This is a genomic window from Nocardioides sp. NPDC054178, assembly GCF_055585005.1.
The window spans coordinates 39,193-54,686 of record NZ_JBVJKY010000004.1 but is presented as its reverse complement, the minus strand read 5'-3'; the positions used below and the strand labels follow the sequence as shown (position 1 = coordinate 54,686).

At 69.7% G+C, this 15,494-nt stretch carries 14 protein-coding genes; 8 read left to right on the top strand and 6 right to left on the bottom strand.

Annotated features, from left to right (window positions below; all coding sequences use genetic code 11):
• Window positions 1-154: 154 nt before the first annotated feature.
• The 3 genes from ACZ6WN_RS16205 to ACZ6WN_RS16195 form a co-directional block, all read right to left on the bottom strand.
• Window positions 155-481 carry a plasmid stabilization protein gene (locus ACZ6WN_RS16205; RefSeq protein ID WP_465865919.1) on the bottom strand — a complete coding sequence of 109 codons (327 nt, stop codon included), beginning with the start codon at window positions 479-481 and terminating at the stop codon, window positions 155-157.
• Between the two features lie 176 nt (window positions 482-657).
• Entirely contained in the window at window positions 658-1,194 is a 537-nt protein-coding gene (locus tag ACZ6WN_RS16200; protein WP_465865918.1) for a sigma-70 family RNA polymerase sigma factor, read from the bottom strand.
• A gap of 187 nt (window positions 1,195-1,381) precedes the next feature.
• Window positions 1,382-2,002, bottom strand: coding sequence for a helix-turn-helix transcriptional regulator (locus tag ACZ6WN_RS16195; protein WP_465865917.1), 621 nt, complete (start codon window positions 2,000-2,002; stop codon window positions 1,382-1,384).
• Between the two features lie 187 nt (window positions 2,003-2,189).
• On the opposite strand from ACZ6WN_RS16195, the gene ACZ6WN_RS16190 reads away from it, so the two are divergent.
• Together ACZ6WN_RS16190 and ACZ6WN_RS16185 are read left to right on the top strand one after the other, a co-directional pair.
• Window positions 2,190-2,765, top strand: coding sequence for a hemerythrin domain-containing protein (locus tag ACZ6WN_RS16190; protein ID WP_465865916.1), 576 nt, complete (start codon window positions 2,190-2,192; stop codon window positions 2,763-2,765).
• A gap of 68 nt (window positions 2,766-2,833) precedes the next feature.
• On the top strand, window positions 2,834-3,031 hold the full coding sequence (locus ACZ6WN_RS16185) for a hypothetical protein (protein ID WP_465865915.1): 198 nt from the start codon (window positions 2,834-2,836) through the stop codon (window positions 3,029-3,031).
• A gap of 3 nt (window positions 3,032-3,034) precedes the next feature.
• Here ACZ6WN_RS16185 and ACZ6WN_RS16180 read toward each other — a convergent pair whose 3' ends face one another.
• Window positions 3,035-5,056 (bottom strand): M3 family metallopeptidase, encoded by a 2,022-nt coding sequence (locus ACZ6WN_RS16180; protein ID WP_465865913.1) that lies wholly within the window; start codon window positions 5,054-5,056, stop codon window positions 3,035-3,037.
• 61 nt (window positions 5,057-5,117) lie between these two features.
• Here ACZ6WN_RS16180 and ACZ6WN_RS16175 point away from each other — a divergent pair, with 61 nt between their 5' ends.
• The 5 genes from ACZ6WN_RS16175 to tuf all read left to right on the top strand — a co-directional run bounded on the left by ACZ6WN_RS16175 (window position 5,118) and on the right by tuf (window position 13,014).
• Window positions 5,118-5,615 carry a beta-class carbonic anhydrase gene (locus ACZ6WN_RS16175; protein ID WP_465865912.1) on the top strand — a complete coding sequence of 166 codons (498 nt, stop codon included), beginning with the start codon at window positions 5,118-5,120 and terminating at the stop codon, window positions 5,613-5,615.
• Window positions 5,616-5,668: 53 nt separating this feature from the next.
• Entirely contained in the window at window positions 5,669-6,448 is a 780-nt protein-coding gene (locus ACZ6WN_RS16170) for an ABC transporter ATP-binding protein (RefSeq protein ID WP_378733015.1), read from the top strand.
• A 63-nt stretch (window positions 6,449-6,511) separates the two neighbouring features.
• Window positions 6,512-9,142 (top strand): ABC transporter permease, encoded by a 2,631-nt coding sequence (locus tag ACZ6WN_RS16165; RefSeq protein ID WP_465865910.1) that lies wholly within the window; start codon window positions 6,512-6,514, stop codon window positions 9,140-9,142.
• A gap of 10 nt (window positions 9,143-9,152) precedes the next feature.
• Complete coding sequence (locus ACZ6WN_RS16160) at window positions 9,153-11,417, top strand: FdhF/YdeP family oxidoreductase (protein ID WP_465865909.1); 2,265 nt, start codon at window positions 9,153-9,155, stop codon at window positions 11,415-11,417.
• Between the two features lie 409 nt (window positions 11,418-11,826).
• On the top strand, window positions 11,827-13,014 hold the full coding sequence (tuf, locus tag ACZ6WN_RS16155; protein ID WP_465865907.1) for an elongation factor Tu: 1,188 nt from the start codon (window positions 11,827-11,829) through the stop codon (window positions 13,012-13,014).
• Between the two features lie 56 nt (window positions 13,015-13,070).
• On the opposite strand, the gene ACZ6WN_RS16150 is transcribed toward tuf, so the two are convergent.
• Window positions 13,071-13,523, bottom strand: coding sequence for a PaaI family thioesterase (locus ACZ6WN_RS16150; RefSeq protein WP_465866603.1), 453 nt, complete (start codon window positions 13,521-13,523; stop codon window positions 13,071-13,073).
• 39 nt (window positions 13,524-13,562) lie between these two features.
• Window positions 13,563-14,510, bottom strand: a complete 948-nt coding sequence (locus ACZ6WN_RS16145) for an NAD-dependent epimerase/dehydratase family protein (protein ID WP_465865906.1) — start codon at window positions 14,508-14,510, stop codon at window positions 13,563-13,565.
• Window positions 14,511-14,592: 82 nt separating this feature from the next.
• Here ACZ6WN_RS16145 and ACZ6WN_RS16140 point away from each other — a divergent pair, with 82 nt between their 5' ends.
• Window positions 14,593-15,489 carry an RNA polymerase sigma-70 factor gene (locus ACZ6WN_RS16140; protein WP_465865905.1) on the top strand — a complete coding sequence of 299 codons (897 nt, stop codon included), beginning with the start codon at window positions 14,593-14,595 and terminating at the stop codon, window positions 15,487-15,489.
• The last annotated feature ends 5 nt before the right edge of the window (window positions 15,490-15,494 follow it).

Below are 15,494 nucleotides of genomic sequence, written 5' to 3'. Positions count from 1 at the left end.
CCCACCCCCCCCACCCCCCCCGAGGGGGGGGCGGGGCGCGCCCCCCCCCCCCCCCCGCCCCCGCCCCCCCCCCCCCCGCCCCCCCCCCCCCGACTCGGCAGAGTTACTACGCCGCCCTGCCACTACTGGTCGAGACAAGCTCGACCACCGAGAGCTACCGTCCAACCGCCTTCTCGAGCTCAGCCTTGTTCATCTTGGAACGTCCCTTGACGTTCTTGTCCTTGGCTTCTTCGTACAGCTGAGCCTTGGTGCGCCCGCCCGGGCCGCGATGGCTGCGTAAGCCACCGCGGCGGCCTGAGGAGATGTCGTCGGTCGAGGTACGGCTGCGTTCGCGAGACTCTCCTTCGCGAGCGCGCTCCTTGTTCACGGTCCGAGCGGCGATCTCCTCGGCTGTGTCCTCGTTCTCGCCGCGCTCGAGCAGACCGTCCTTGATGTGCTCGTACTGGCGTTCGCGCTTCTTGCTCCAAGCACGTTGCGGCATCTCAGTTTCTCCTCTCAGTCGGCTGATCGAACCGCTCGTCGTCGTCGGCGACGTGCTTGTTACGGCGGGCGTCGAAAAGCCAAGCGGCGATGCCGGCCAGGACGACGATCAGCCCGATCACGGTGAAGATGACGGCTGGGGTAGTCATGTCTCCCGGTACCCACCACGGGCCCGGGTTACGCGGCGACGGCGACTCGCATCCGGCGGATGATCCGAGCCAGGGTGCGCGAGACCTGCGCCTGGGTGGCGCCGATCCGCTCGCCGATCTCGGCCTGGGTCAGGCCGTCGACGAAGCGCAGCTGCAGGATCATCAGCTCGGTCTCACGGAGATCGCCGATCGCCTCCCCCACCAGGACCCGCGCCTCGGCACGCTCGAAGCCTGCGTCGACTTCCCCGAGCTGCTCGACGAGGGACTCCAGCCCGTCGTCCACCCGCTCAGGAGGTACGCAGCGGGCGAGGTCGCGGAAGCAGCGACGCATCTCACCCTTGGCCATCGGCACGGCGTAGCTCAGGAACGCACCCTGCGCGGGGTCGTAGCGACGAGCAGCCTTCACCAGCCCCATGTGGGCGGCTTGGCGAAGGTCGTCGACCTCGACGCCGCGGCCCGAGTAGCGGGCAGCGAGCGAGCGTGCCACCGGGAGGTGACGTACGACCAGGTCTTCCTGCTGAAGGGGAGCCAGAGGCAGCGGCGTTGCTTCCTGTGTCCTGTCCATGGCCCGAGTCTGTCGCGCAAACCGGCCCATGGCTCGGTTCGGCGAGAGAAATGGCCCCCAGGGGTGAGCTCAACCCCCACAGCGTACTCACCCCTGGGGGTTAGGACCGCGGTCCCGGGTCCGTTGCCGAGACCGCGGCACCGACAGCGCGGACGTGGTGTCACCCCAGGGCCGTAGCAGCGGGAAGTCACCCAGTCTGCTCTGTCGATACGGTATCGGTAACCATCCTGGCCCCTACGGATGCACCCGATTCCACGGAATTCTCGTCGGGTGGCGCGAACCCGTGCGTGATCGCCCAGCTGACCGCCTGGCTGCGGGTGGTGACCTCGATCTTTCGGTAGGCCTGCCGGATGTGGCTCTTGAGCGTGTTCACGCTCACCACGAGCTTGGCGGCGATCTCCTTGTTGGAGAGTCCCTGGGTGATCAGGGCGAGCACCTCCACCTCGCGGGTGGTGAGCCCGGCGACCGTGCCGAGCCGGTCCTGGCGCTCCTCCAACGGCTCGCCGGCGCCGGTCAGCTCGATGGAACGGACGAGCTCACCGGCGTGCACACTCATCGAGACCCAGGCCTTGGCGCCGAGCGAGTAGGCCTTGACGCGCAGGTCGGGGCGCATGTCGCGGCTGAAGATCAGCACCTTGGCGTCGGTCTCGCGCAGCAGGTGCACGAGGTCGGACCCGTCGGCCAGATGCAGCCCGAGGGTGTCGTACAGGATCACGTCGACTCCCGGCGCACGGCTGCGTACGGACGGCAGGGCCGTCACGACCAGCCGGTCAGGGTAGTCCGCGAGCATGCTGGTGAGACCCCGCATGACAACTTCCTGCGGGCTGACCACTGCTACCCGCAATACCGCCGAACGAATCACAATTGAACTTTCTCAGATCGGTGGTCGGTTGGACAGGTGTATGGCGACAACACGCCGTGGGTACCAGAACTGGCGTCCATCCAGAAGCATATTTCAGAAGCCCATTCCAGGAGCACTGAGACAGGAGCAACCCATGTCCCATGTGACCGAAGACCTCAAGAAGGCCTCCGAGCTACCCGAGGGCGACGTGGTCAGGATCCTGCTGCAGCAGCATGCCGGTATCCGTCAGCTCTGCTCGACGGTGGGGAACTCCGAGGGACCGGCCAGACGTCAGGCGTTCGACGACCTCCGGGTCCTGCTCGCGGTGCACGAGGCCGCCGAGCAGCTCGTCGTCCACCCGGTCACCTCGACCCATGGCGGCGAGATGCTCGCCAAGGCGCTCAACGCCGACGAGAAGGAGGCCACCGAGATGCTGGCCAAGCTCGAGGAGGTCGGCGTCGACAGCCCGGAGTTCGACGAGACCTTCCCGATCTTCCGGATCGCCGTCGAGCAGCACGCCGAGGAGGAGGAGCGCGTCGAGTTCCCGCTGCTACTCACCACGATCGACGAGACGTCGCGGCACATGATGGGCAAGCGGCTGACGGCGACCGAGTTCATCGCCCCGACCCACCCTCACCCCGGCTCCGCCGGGTCGATGCCTAAGCAGTTGGCCACCATGCCGTTCCACTCGATCGTGGACCGTGTCAAGGACGCGCTGAGCCGGTCCTGACATGGCACAGTGGATGCCGAACGGCATCGACGACAACATCGAAGTCTTCAGATGGGAGTAGAAGAACAATGGTCGAGAAGGAAACCAAGGACCCCGTGACCGGCGCGGACGAGAGCACGGAGGCGCCGATCCCCTTCCCCACCCCGGAGCGGGTCGAGGAGGAGGGCGAGGAGCGCGATCGCCAGGACGAGGCGGAGGAAGAGACCTTCCCCGCCAGCGACCCGCAGTCCAGCTGGGCAGGCCCGGCCGACCCTCGGGACCGCTGACCCTCAGGCCAGGCCCCGGCGCTCCAGCAACGGAGCGATCGGGGCCGGCCGCCCCCGCCACTCCGCGTAGGACTCCAGCGGGTCCCGGGTGCCGCCGATGCCGATCACGTAGCGGACGTACGCCTCGCCGTTCTCCCTGGTGAGGCCGCCATTCTCCTTGAACCACGCGACCGTGTCGGCGTCGAGGACCTCGGACCAGATGTAGGAGTAGTAGGCCGAGGCGTAGCCGCCGAAGATGTGCTTGAAGTACGCCGTGTAGTAGCGCGGCCGCACCGCCGGGTTGTCCAGGCCGGCCGCCGCGAGCGCGGCCGCCTCGAACTCCTCCACCGCCTCCGGTGAGGTCGGCACGTCGGCCGGACCGAGCTCGTGCCAGGCCAGGTCGATGAGCGCGGCGGCCAGGTATTCGGAGGTCGCGAACCCCTCGTTGAACGTGGCGGAGGCCTCGAGCTTGCCGAGCACGTCGGCCGGGATCGGCTCGCCGGTCTCGTGATGCACGGCGTAGTTGGCGAGCACCTCGGGCCAGAGCATCCACATCTCGTTGACCTGGGACGGATACTCGACGAAGTCGCGGTAGACCGACGTCGCCGCGAACCGCGGGTAGGTCGCCCGCGCCAGAAGCCCGTGAAGCGCATGGCCGAACTCGTGGAAGAGCGTGTTGACCTGGTCGAACGTGAGCAGCGTCGGCTCGCCCGGCGCCGGCTTGGGCACGTTGAGGTTGTTGGTCACGATCGCCGAGGGCTCACCCAGCAGCGTGTTGGCGGTGACGTAGGAGTTCATCCACGCACCGCCCTTCTTCGAGTCCCGGGTGTAGAGGTCGAGCAGGAACAGCCCGATCGGCTCGCCGTCGCGGGCGACCTCGAAGACGCGTACCTCGGGGTGGTAGCCCTGCAGGTCGGGGCGCTCCTCGAAGGTCAGACCGTAGAGCCGGCCGGCGGCGAAGAAGACGCCGTCGCGCAGCACCCGGTCGGCCTCGAACCACGGCCGCAGGACGGCCAGGTCGACGTCGTACTCCGAGACCCGGACCTTCTCCGCGTAGAACGGCCAGTCCCAGGCCTCGATCGGTCCGCCTGCCGAGGCCTCGAGCGCGGCCTGCTCGGCCCGGACGTTGCGCGCCGCCGGCGCCGCCAGCCGCTCCAGCATGTCGCGGACCGCCTTCGGCGTACCGGCCGTGTTGTCGGCGGTCACCAGGCCGGCGTAGCTGTCGAAGCCGAGCAGCTGCGCCTTCTCGGCCCGCAGCCGCAGCGCGTCGAGCGCGATGCCGCGGGTGTCGTTGGCGTTGCCGCGCGAGCCGCGGGCGAGCTGTGCCTCGAACAGCCGCTGTCGAAGCTCTCGGTTCTCGAGCACCGAGAGGTAGGGGTGGGCGGTGAACAGGGTCAGTGTGATCAGGAACTTGCCCGCCAGGCCCCTGCCCTCAGCGGCCGCCGAGGCCGCGGAGATCTCCCCCGGGGTCAGCCCGGCGAGCTCCTCGACGGTGTCGACGACCACGGCGAGGTCGTTGGAGTCGGCCTGCGCCGCCTGGCCGAAGGCGGCCTCCAGCCCGGAGATCTCCTGGTTGAGCTCCCGCAGCCGTGCCTTCTCCGCGGGCCCCAGGGCCGCGCCGGCGAGCACGAAGTCGCGGTGGTAGCGCTCGACCAGATAGCGGTCCTCACCCTCCAGCTCGGCCCGCTTGTCATAGACCGCGTTCACCCGCGCAAAGAGCGCGTCGTCGAGGAGCAGCGCGTCATGGTGGGCCGCCAGCCGCGGAGCGTACGCAGCATGGAGCTCGTCCAGATCGTCGTCGGAGTCCGCGGAGAGGAGCGAGAAGAAGATCCGCAGGACCCGGTCCAGCCGCTCACCGGACCGCTCCAGGGCGACGAGGGTGTTCTCGAACGTCGGCTCCTCGGTGGCGGACGTGATCGCGGTCAGCACGGCCAGCTGCTCGGCCATCCCCTGCTCGATCGCCGGGCCGTAGTCCTCGATCGAGATGTCCGCGAAACGGGGCAGACGGTGGGGCAGGTCACTGGGCTCGAGTAGGGCGTCGATCACATCGCGCACGCTATCTGACACAGGCCGCGGACGTCCCCGCGATATCGGCTACCTTGGCACCATGGCCGATTTCGATGACCTGCTTGCTGCGAACCGCGACTATGCCGAGAAGTTCGAAAAGGGAGGCTTCGACGGCGTCGCCCACGCCGGGGTCGCCATCGTGACCTGCATGGACTCCCGCATCGAGCCGCTCGCCCTGCTGGGCCTGGGCCTCGGCGACGCCAAGATCTTCCGCAACCCCGGCGGCCGGGTGACCCCGCAGGCGATGGAGGCGCTGGTGCTCGGCGTGCACCTCCTGGGCGTCAAGCGCATCCTGATCGTGCCCCACACCCGGTGTGCGGTCGCCTCCAACACCGAGGCCGAGCTGCGCGCCAAGCTCGCCGAGTCCGCCGACCAGGACGCCTCCTGGCTCGACCTGACCGTCGTGGTCGACGACCAGGTCCGCGCGCTCGCCGAGGACGTCGCCAAGGTCCGCTCGCATCCGTTCGTCCCCGAGGACATCAAGGTCGGCGGGTTCATCTACGACGTCGACACGGGTCTGCTCAACCAGAAAATCTGAAATCGGTGTGAACCCCGATGCGCGCTCACCATGGGTGCGCGAGAGTTGGGGTCGTGACCGACGCAGACCGACTCGAGATCGCCGCCCAGGCGATCGACCTGCACAAGACCTACGGCAAGGGTGCCGCTGAGGTCCGCGCGCTCGACGGCGTGAGCCTGGACCTCTACGCGGGGCAGTTCACCGCGATCATGGGGCCGTCGGGCTCGGGCAAGTCGACGCTGATGCACTGCCTGGCGGCGCTCGACAAGCCCACGACGGGCGAGGTGGTCGTCGGCGGTCGCAAGCTCGGCAAGCTGCGCGACCGCCGCCTCACCTCGCTGCGGCGCGACAAGATCGGGTTCGTCTTCCAGGCGTTCAACCTGGTGCCGACGCTGACGGCGCAGGAGAACATCCTGCTGCCGCTCTCCCTGGCCCGGAAGAAGCCGGACCCGGGGTGGTTCGACCAGGTCATCGACACGGTCGACCTGCGGCCGCGGCTCTCGCACAAGCCGAGCGAGCTCTCCGGTGGCCAGCAGCAGCGAGTCGCCTGTGCCCGCGCGCTGGTCTCCAAGCCCGACATCGTCTTCGCCGACGAGCCGACCGGCAACCTCGACTCCACCTCGGCCGCCCAGGTGCTCGACTTCCTGCGGCACAGCGTCGACGACCTGGGCCAGACCATCGTCATGGTCTCCCACGACCCCGTCGCCGCCTCCTACTGCGACCGGGTGATCTTCTTGGCCGACGGCCGCATCGTCGACGAGCTGGCCAAGCCGAGCCGCGAGGAGATCCTGGCCCACATGGCCGACCTGCAGGCGCGGGCGATGGGCCTGGCTCCGATCGGCGAAGGCGCCTGAGGTGAACGAGCGTCAGCGAGTGAACCAAACGATCGGCACGCCGCCACGTCCGTACCCTGGCGCTTGCGCAACGGAGGTGGCGACGTGCTCCGGCTGACGCTGCGCAACCTCGCCGCGCACAAGGTGCGCCTGCTCATGTCGACGCTCGCGATCGTCCTGGGCGTGGCGTTCCTGGCCGGGGTGCTCACCTTCTCGCACGGCCTCGACCGCACCTTCTCCGGGATCATCAACGGCTCCACGCCCGACGGCCAGGTACGCCCGACCAACAGCGCCAGCTCGGCCGAGGCCAGCCGTCCCGGCGCGGGCGGCGCGGCCACGTTGGAGCCGGAGGCCATCGAGAAGCTGCGTACGCTGCCGGAGGTCGCTCGCGCCGACGGGGTGGTCCAGGGAGCGGGGCTCTATGTGCTCGACACCGACGACAAGCTGGTCAGCAGCTCAGGTGCACCGACGCTGGCCTTCAACCACACCGGGACGCCCAACCTGCTCGGCGAGCCGTCGCTGGAGCTCATCGAAGGAAGCTGGCCGACCGGGAAGAAGGAGCTCGTCCTCGACGAGGCGACCGCGGAGAAGGCCGGATATCGGGTGGGAGACTCCGTCACCCTGATCGCACCCCAGGGCGAGACCCGCCGCAAGGTCACCCTCACCGGCACCGCCTCCTTCAACGGCGGTGGCACGGCCGGCGCGCAGCTGCTGATCTTCAGCACCGTCGGCGCCCAGAGCCTGTTCACCGACGGCAAGGACGTCTACTCCGGGATCTCGCTGACCGCCGCCCCCGGCGTCAGCCAGAAGGAGCTCGTCGCGGCTGCGAACACGGTGGTCCCGAAGGGGTTCGAGGCCGTCACCGGCGACAAGATGGTCGAGGAGTCCGAGGATGCGATCGGTGAGTTCCTCGACGTGATCTCGGTCTTCCTCATCGTCTTCGCGGTGATCGCGGTCATCGTCGGCGCCTTCATCATCGTCAACACCTTCTCGATCCTGATCGCGCAGCGCTCCCGCCAGCTGGCGCTGCTGCGCGCCCTGGGAGCCTCCCGCCGCCAGGTCACCACCTCGGTGCTCTTCGAGGCGCTGGTGATGGCGCTGATCGCGGCCACCATCGGCATCCTCGCCGGCTGGGGGCTCGCCCACGGCCTGGCCGCCGCCTTCCGTCAGGCCGGTCTGGAGATCGCCTCCGACGTCCTCGTCCTCACCCCGCGCACCATCTGGATCTCCTACGCCGTGGGCGTCCTCGTCACCCTCGCCGCGGCCCTGCTCCCCTCCCGCCGGGCCGGCAAGGTCCCGCCGGTGGCGGCGATGCGCGAGGACACCCAGCCTCCGGCCCGATCCACCGTCCTGCGTACGTCGGTGGGGCTCGTCCTGCTGGTCGCCGGGCTCGCGATCGCGGCGGTGCCGCGGATCGGGGTCCCGCAGATCAGCCTTCCCGGCGGGTTCGACGTGCCGACGAGCCCGGCGCTGTGGGTGGGCGTCGGCGCCGGCGTCTCGATCCTCTCGGTCGCCTGGATCAGCGCGTTCCTGGGCCGCCCGGTGCTGGCGGCGCTGCGTACGGTCTCGGGGGCGCTCTTCGGGATGACCGGCAAGCTCGCCGGCCAGAACGCGATGCGCGACCCACGGCGCACCGGTGCCACCGCGTCGGCGCTGATGATCGGGCTGGCCCTGGTCTCGCTGATCGGCGTGCTCGCCGCCTCGATGAACGCCTCGATCTCCGACGTGGTCGAGGAGCAGTTCAAGCCCGACCTGGTGGTGCAGAGCCCGACCTTCACCCCGTTCCCGACCTCGATCGGTGACGAGATGGAGAAGGTGGAGGGCGTCGCGACCGTCTCCCGTTCGCAGATCGCCCAGGCCGTCGTCGGCAAGGTGGACCTGCAGAACCCGAAGAAGAACGAGGTCGCGTTCCTCTTCGGGGTCGACGAGCACCTGCCGCAGGTCTACGACCTCGACGTGCTCGAGGGCAGCGCGGACGTCAAGCCCGGCCAGGTGCTGGTCACCGACGAGGCCGCGAAGGAGCACGACTGGCAGCTCGGCGACCGCATCGACCTCACCTTCGTCAGCGGCCGCCAGTCGCACCCGCAGATCAGCGGCATCATCGCGCGCACCCAGGTCACCGGCGACATCACGGTGCGGATCGAGGACCTCGTCGCGGCCAAGGTGCCGCGCGAGGACGCCTCGCTCAGCATCCTGCTCGCGCGCGGAGCCGATCCCGCCGTCGTCCACGAGCGTCTCGACAAGCTCGTCGAGGACCGGCCGGTGGTCGCGGTGCAGGACAAGGACGAGTTCGCCGAGTCGATCAAGGGACAGGTCAACCAGCTCCTCTACATGATCTACGGCCTGCTCGCGCTGGCGATCGTGATCGCCGTGATCGGCATCGTCAACACCCTCGGCCTCAGCGTCATCGAGCGCACCCGCGAGATCGGCCTGCTCCGCGCCATCGGCCTCTCCCGCGGTCAGCTGCGCCGGATGATCACCCTGGAGTCGGTGACGATCGCGGTGCTCGGCGCGGTCCTCGGGCTCGTTCTCGGGGTGCTGTTCGGGGTGCTGCTGCGCGACGCCCTGCGCGAAGATCTCACCAGCCTGTCGGTGCCGCTGGACCAGCTGGCCGTCTTCCTGGCGATCGCGGTGGTCGTCGGCGTCCTGGCAGCGCTCCTCCCGGCCATCCGCGCGGGGAGGGAAGACGTCCTCAAGGCGATCGCCTCGGAGTAGTGTGCCTCGCGTGAGCACCGAGCACTCCGTAGACCTGCCCGAACCCACCCTCCGCGTCAGCGAGCCGGAGACGGCCGCAGTCGGGATCCCCGGGGTGGCCCACTCGATGGAGTACGCGCTACGCGAGATGGGACCCCGGCGGAGCCTGCAGACGCTCCTCAAGGTCAACCAGGTCGGCGGCTTCGACTGCCCCTCGTGCGCCTGGCCGGACCCCGACCACCGCAAGGCGGCGGAGTTCTGCGAGAACGGCGCCAAGGCGGTGGCGTGGGAGGCGACCCGCAAGCGGGTCGACCGCGACTTCTTCGCGGCCAACTCGGTCGCGTCGCTCAACGAGCGCGACGACCACTGGCTGGAGTCGCAGGGCCGGCTGACCGAACCGATGTACCTCGCCCCCGGCGCGACCCACTACTCCCCCATCACCTGGTCCGACGCGATCTCGCTGATCGCCGACCGCATGCGCGCGACCACCCCCGACCGCTCGGTCTTCTACACCTCCGGTCGCGCCTCCAACGAGGCCGCGTTCGTCTACCAGCTGCTCGCCCGCCAGCTCGGCACCAACAACCTGCCCGACTGCTCCAACATGTGCCACGAGTCCAGCGGCACCGCGCTCGGCGAGGTCATCGGCATCGGCAAGGGCACCGTCACCTACGACGACCTCGCCGAACACTCCGACCTGATCTTCGTCGTCGGCCAGAACCCCGGCACCAACCACCCCCGGATGCTGACCGCGCTCGAGTCCGCCAAGGAGAACGGCGCCAAGGTCGTCTCGATCAACCCGCTGCGCGAGGCCGGGCTGGGTCGGTTCCGCAACCCCCAGACCGTACGCGGCGTCACCGGCGTCGGCACCCAGCTCGCCGACGTCCACGTGCCCGTGCAGGTCAACGGCGACCTGGCCCTGTTCGCCGGGATCAACAAGCTGCTCGTCGAGCGCGACGCCGTCGCGCACCCGTTCCTGGAGGAGCACACCGACGGCTTCGAGGTCGCTGCGCAGGCGTGGGCGGCGATGGAGTGGGACGAGATCACCCGGCTCAGCGGCATCTCGCGCGAGGAGATCGAGTCCCTCACCGACCTGGTCGAGTCCCGCGAGCGCGTCATCGTGTGCTGGGCGATGGGCCTGACCCAGCACAAGAACTCGGTCGCCACGATCCGCGAGATCGCCTCGTTCCTGCTGCTGCGCGGCAACATCGGCAAGCCCGGCGCCGGCGCCTGCCCGGTCCGCGGCCACTCCAACGTGCAGGGTGACCGCACGATGGGCATCTGGGAGAAGCCGCCGGCGTGGTTCCTCGACGCGGTCGGTGCCGAGTTCGGCATCACGCCGCCGCGTGAGGAGGGCTACGACGTGGTCGCCGCCATCGAGGCGATGCGCGACGGCGCCGTCGACGTCTTCCTCGCCCTGGGCGGCAACTTCGCCGCCGCGACCCCCGACACCGCCGTCACCACCGCGGCCCTGGCCAACGTCGGCCTCACCGTCCAGATCTCGACCAAGCTCAACCGCAGCCACCTCCACCACGGTCGCGAGGGCCTGATCCTTCCCTGCCTGGGGCGCACCGAGCGCGACGAGACCGGCGGTCGCGAGCAGTACGTCACCGTCGAGGACTCGATGGGCATGGTCCACGCCTCCTACGGCCGCCTGCTCCCGGGCTCGAAGGAGCTGCGCAGCGAGGTCGGCATCATCTGCGCCCTCGGCGAGGCGCTGTTCGGCTCGGACCAGGGCATCGACTGGGCCACGATGGGCGTGGACTACTCCCGGATCCGCTGGCACATCTCCGCGGTGGTGCCCGGGTTCGAGGACTTCGAGACCCGGCTGAAGGCGCCCGGTGGCTTCGCCCTGCCCAACCCTCCGCGCGACTCGCGCACCTTCACCACCACGACCGGCCGGGCCCGGGTGACCGCCAACCCGCTGACCGCGGTCTCGGCTCCCCCGGGCCACCTGCTGCTGCAGACGCTGCGCTCCCACGACCAGTTCAACACCACCGTCTACGGCTACAACGACCGCTACCGCGGCATCAAGGGCGGCCGCCACGTCGTCTTCGTCAACCCCGAGGACCTCCTCGAGCTCGGCATCGCCGACGGCGACACCGTCGACATCGTCTCGGTCTGGACCGACGGCGAACGCCGCGCCGCGGGCTTCCGCGTCGTCGCCTACGCCACCCCGCGCGGCTCCGCCGCGGCGTACTTCCCGGAGACGAACGTCCTCATCCCGCTCGACTCCTACGCCGACGGCAGCCGCACGCCGACCTCGAAGTCGGTCGTCGTACGCCTCGACCCCCGCTGAGCCGGCCCGTCCTGACCCAAAAGCCCGCCGAGTCGGCGGGTCTTGACCCAGATCCTCGCCGAGTCGGCGCGTTATGACGCGCCGACTCGGCGATGGATCCGGTCAGGACGAGCCGACTCGGCATCTCGCGGGGAATTCCTTTGCCGGGGCCCGCGTTGATGCCTATCGTGATGCGCATGTTCCGCGTGGTTTCCGAGTTCGACCTGTCAGGCACGAGCCTGCCGGGCGCTCCCACGTGGACTCCGTCAGTCGATTGCACCGGCGCGCGAAGCTGACCCTCCTCCTGCTCTGCAGGACCCGCGGAGGAGGGTGGCCCGCACCGGCCCCCTCACCGCGGTGACAGCGCTGTGAGGGCTTGCCGGAGGGTCCTGGCTCACCCGTCAATCTTCTGACAGACAAAGGAACACTCATGGCCAAGGGCCAGTTCGTGCGGACCAAGCCGCACCTCAACATCGGGACGATGGGTCACGTCGACCACGGCAAGACCACCCTGACCGCCGCGATCACCAAGGTGCTCGCGGAGCGCGACCCCGACGTGAACCGCTTCATCGCCTTCGACGGCATCGACCGTGCCCCGGAGGAGCTGCAGCGCGGGATCACGATCAACATCTCGCACGTCGAGTACGAGACCGCGACCCGGCACTACGCGCACGTCGACATGCCCGGGCACGCCGACTACGTGAAGAACATGATCACCGGCGCCGCCCAGGTGGACGCCGCGATCCTGGTCGTCTCCGCCCAGGACGGCGCCATGCCGCAGACGCGCGAGCACGTGCTGCTCGCGCGCCGGGTGGGCGTGCCGTACCTGGTGGTGGCGCTCAACAAGGCCGACACCGTCGAGGACCCCGAGCTGCTCGACCTGGTCGAGCTGGAGGTCCGTGACCTCCTCTCCGAGTACGGGTTCCCCGGCGACGACGTACCTGTCGTCCGGGTCTCCGGGCTGAAGGCGCTGGAGGGCGAGCCGGAGTGGACCGCCGCGATCGGCGACCTGCTGGACGCGATCGACGACTACGTGCCGGTGCCGGAGCGTGAGCTCGGCGAGCCGTTCCTGATGCCGATCGAGAACGTCGTCACCATCACCGGCCGCGGCACGGTCGTCACCGGGGCCGTCGAGCGCGGCTCGCTGAAGGTCGGCGACGCGGTCGAGGTCGTGGGGCTCGGCGCGACGCTCACCAGCACCGCCATCGGTCTGGAGACGTTCGGCAAGTCGCTGGAGTCCGCCGAGGCGGGCGACAACGCGGCCGTGCTGCTGCGTGGGGTCAAGCGCGACGAGGTCCGTCGCGGCCAGGTGGTGGCGCTGCCGGGCAGCGTACGGCCGCACCGGAGATTCCGGGCGAACCTGCACGCGCTCTCCACCTCCGAGGGTGGCCGGCACACCCCGTTCGCCGCGGACTACCGGCCGCAGTTCTACTTCCGGACCACGGACGTGCCCGGCGGGATCGACCTGGGTGAGATCGCGCTGGTCATGCCCGGCGACACGATCGAGCTCGGGGTGGAGCTGGAGAAGCCGATCGCGATGGACGTCGGCCTCGGTTTCGCGGTCCGCGAGGGCGGTCACACCGTCGCCGCCGGCACCGTCACCGAGCTGCTCGACTGAGCTCGACCGAGAGACAGGAACGGCCCTCACCTGGTGGGGGCCGTTCTCTCATCTTCTCAGTCGCGCGGGCGCCAGCGCTTCCACAGCGCCTCGCCCTCGGCGCGGACCTTCCCGTCCCACTCCAGCCGCACCAGCGAGGTGATCTGGTCCTCGCTGGCCTCCTTGGTGGAGGCGATCAGCGTGACCGGCTCCTTGAGCGGAGCCGGCCGCCGGTAGCGTACGTCGATCCCGGCCGTCACATAGGCCAGCGACTCCCCCTCGGCCGGCATCCAGCCGTTGAGGAAGGCCTCCTGATGCACCGCGGCGGCGCTGTGGCAGTCGAGCAGGGTCGCGATGATCCCGCCGTTGAGGAACCCGCCGCCGTTGTCGTGCTGCGGCCACGGCTGGAAGGTCGCGGTCACGCTCCCGTCCAGCTGCGGATAGCTCTTCAGCTGGAGCCCCTGGGCGTTGGCCGGCCCGCACCCGAAGCAGGTCATCGTCGGCCACCACTCGTCCTGCAACGCCATCATCTTCACCGCGCCACCATAGCCACGAGAACGCTGATCCGCTCAGCCGATCCCGGTCCGGAAGCCCTCGCGCCAGGTGGCGTACGACGGCGTCCAGCCGAGCTCCCGCTTCGCCTTGGCGTTGGACGACCCCCGCACGGAGGTCATCAGCGCGACGCCGAACTCGCCGATCAGCGGCTTGGCCAGCCACGCAGGGAGCCGCATCGGGTTCCGGCCGCCGACCTGCTCGGCCAGGAACGGCATCCACTGGTTCACCGGTGCGGGCTCGTCGTCGACGATGTTGTAGAGGCCCGGGGCACCACGGTCGACCGCGGCGACCGTCGCGGCGCCGACGTCGTCGATGTGGACGAACGACCACACCCCGGTGCCGCCACCGACCACCGGCATCTTGCCCGTACGCAGCAGCTCACCGATGGCGCCCTCGCGCGAGGCGGCGTTGCCGGGGCCGTAGAAGTTCCCGTAGCGCAGCACCACGCCCTCCAGGTCCGCCGCCGAGACCACCGCCTCCTCCAGGTGGCGGATCGCCGCCAGGGTGCCCCGCGCCTCCTTGCCGGGGTCGGCGATGAGCGGGGTGGTCTCGTCCTTGACCCAGCCGCCGGTGCGCTCATAGGCCCATCCCCCACCGAAGCTCTGCGCGATGAACCGGCGCGCTCCGACCGCCCGGGCCGCGGCCAGCAGGTGGTCGGTGCCCTCGGTACGCAGCCGGTTGGTCATCGCGAAGTCCTGGTCCCACTTCTTCAGGTTGCCGCTGAGGCCGCCCAGCGCGGTGAGCTGGTGCACGACCACCTCGGGTGCGGCCTTGGTGACCGCGTCGGCGACGCTCTGCGCGCTCAGCGGGTCCATCACGATCCCGGTCGCGCCCATGTCGGCCAGGGTCTCGAGCCCCGGCTCGTGCCGGGTCGAGCCGTAGACCTCGTGCCCGGCAGCCACCAGGAGCGGCACCATCCGGATGCCGACCGCGCCGGTTCCACCTGCGATGAAGATTCGCATCGTTCGTTCCTCTCGTCGATGTCTGATCCCACCGACGAAACAACCTGCGCTCCTGTGACAGCTGGCGTAAGGTCCTGCACTCGTGGACCTCGCAAGCGCCCATGACGGGCTCCGCCCGCTGATGTTCTCGATCGCCTACCGGATGCTCGGCAGCGTCGCCGAGGCGGAGGACATCGTCCAGGAGGCGTTCCTGCGGATGCACCGCAGCACCGATGAGGTCGACAACCTCGATGCGTACGCCACCACCGTCACCACCCGGATCGCCATCGACACCCTGCGCTCGGCCCGCCACCGCCGAGAGCAGTACGTCGGGCCCTGGCTGCCCGAGCCGATCCTGGTCTCCGACGAGGACCCCAGCCACCGCCTCGAGCTCGACGAGACCGTCAGCACCGCGTTCCTGGTCCTCCTCGAGTCGCTCACGCCGGTCGAGCGTGCGGTGTTCGTGCTGCGCGAGGTGCTGGGCTACGACTACGAGGACATCGCGCCGGTCGTCGGCAAGAGCGCGACCAACTGCCGCCAGATCTTCACCCGTGCCCGCAAGCGGATCGCTGAGGGCACTCCCCGCTTCGACCCGTCCCGCGAGCGCCGCGACCAGCTGGCCTCCCAGTTCGTCGCCGCACTGTCCGCCAGCGACATCGCCGGCCTGGAGCGGCTGCTCGCCGACGACGTCGTGTTCGTCGCCGACGGCGGCGGCCGGGCCCCGGCGATCCAGAAGCCGATGCTCGGCGCCGTCGCCGTCACCCGCTTCCTGCTCGGGCTCATGCGTCAGGGCGAGCGTCTCGGCGTGCGCCTCGAGCTCTCGCACGCCAACGGTCAGCCGGCCATGCTCACCCGCGGTGCCGACGGCGCCCTGCTCGGCGTCATCGCGCTCGACGTCGAGGGTGGCCGGATCGTACGCATGCACAACGTCCTCAACCCGGACAAGCTCGGCCACCTGGGCGAGGTCGGTGACCTCTTCGCCCTGCTGGCCGAGCGCTGACCGGC

Bases quoted from the DNA above. Each gene is read 5' to 3' on its own strand.
- ACZ6WN_RS16205 (WP_465865919.1), bottom strand. From the start codon at position 481: ATGCCGCAACGTGCTTGGAGCAAGAAGCGCGAACGCCAGTACGAGCAC.
- ACZ6WN_RS16200 (WP_465865918.1), bottom strand. From the start codon at position 1,194: ATGGACAGGACACAGGAAGCAACGCCGCTGCCTCTGGCTCCCCTTCAG.
- ACZ6WN_RS16195 (WP_465865917.1), bottom strand. From the start codon at position 2,002: ATGCGGGGTCTCACCAGCATGCTCGCGGACTACCCTGACCGGCTGGTC.
- ACZ6WN_RS16190 (WP_465865916.1), top strand. From the start codon at position 2,190: ATGTCCCATGTGACCGAAGACCTCAAGAAGGCCTCCGAGCTACCCGAG.
- ACZ6WN_RS16185 (WP_465865915.1), top strand. From the start codon at position 2,834: ATGGTCGAGAAGGAAACCAAGGACCCCGTGACCGGCGCGGACGAGAGC.
- ACZ6WN_RS16175 (WP_465865912.1), top strand. From the start codon at position 5,118: ATGGCCGATTTCGATGACCTGCTTGCTGCGAACCGCGACTATGCCGAG.
- tuf (WP_465865907.1), top strand. From the start codon at position 11,827: ATGGCCAAGGGCCAGTTCGTGCGGACCAAGCCGCACCTCAACATCGGG.
- ACZ6WN_RS16150 (WP_465866603.1), bottom strand. From the start codon at position 13,523: ATGATGGCGTTGCAGGACGAGTGGTGGCCGACGATGACCTGCTTCGGG.
- ACZ6WN_RS16145 (WP_465865906.1), bottom strand. From the start codon at position 14,510: ATGCGAATCTTCATCGCAGGTGGAACCGGCGCGGTCGGCATCCGGATG.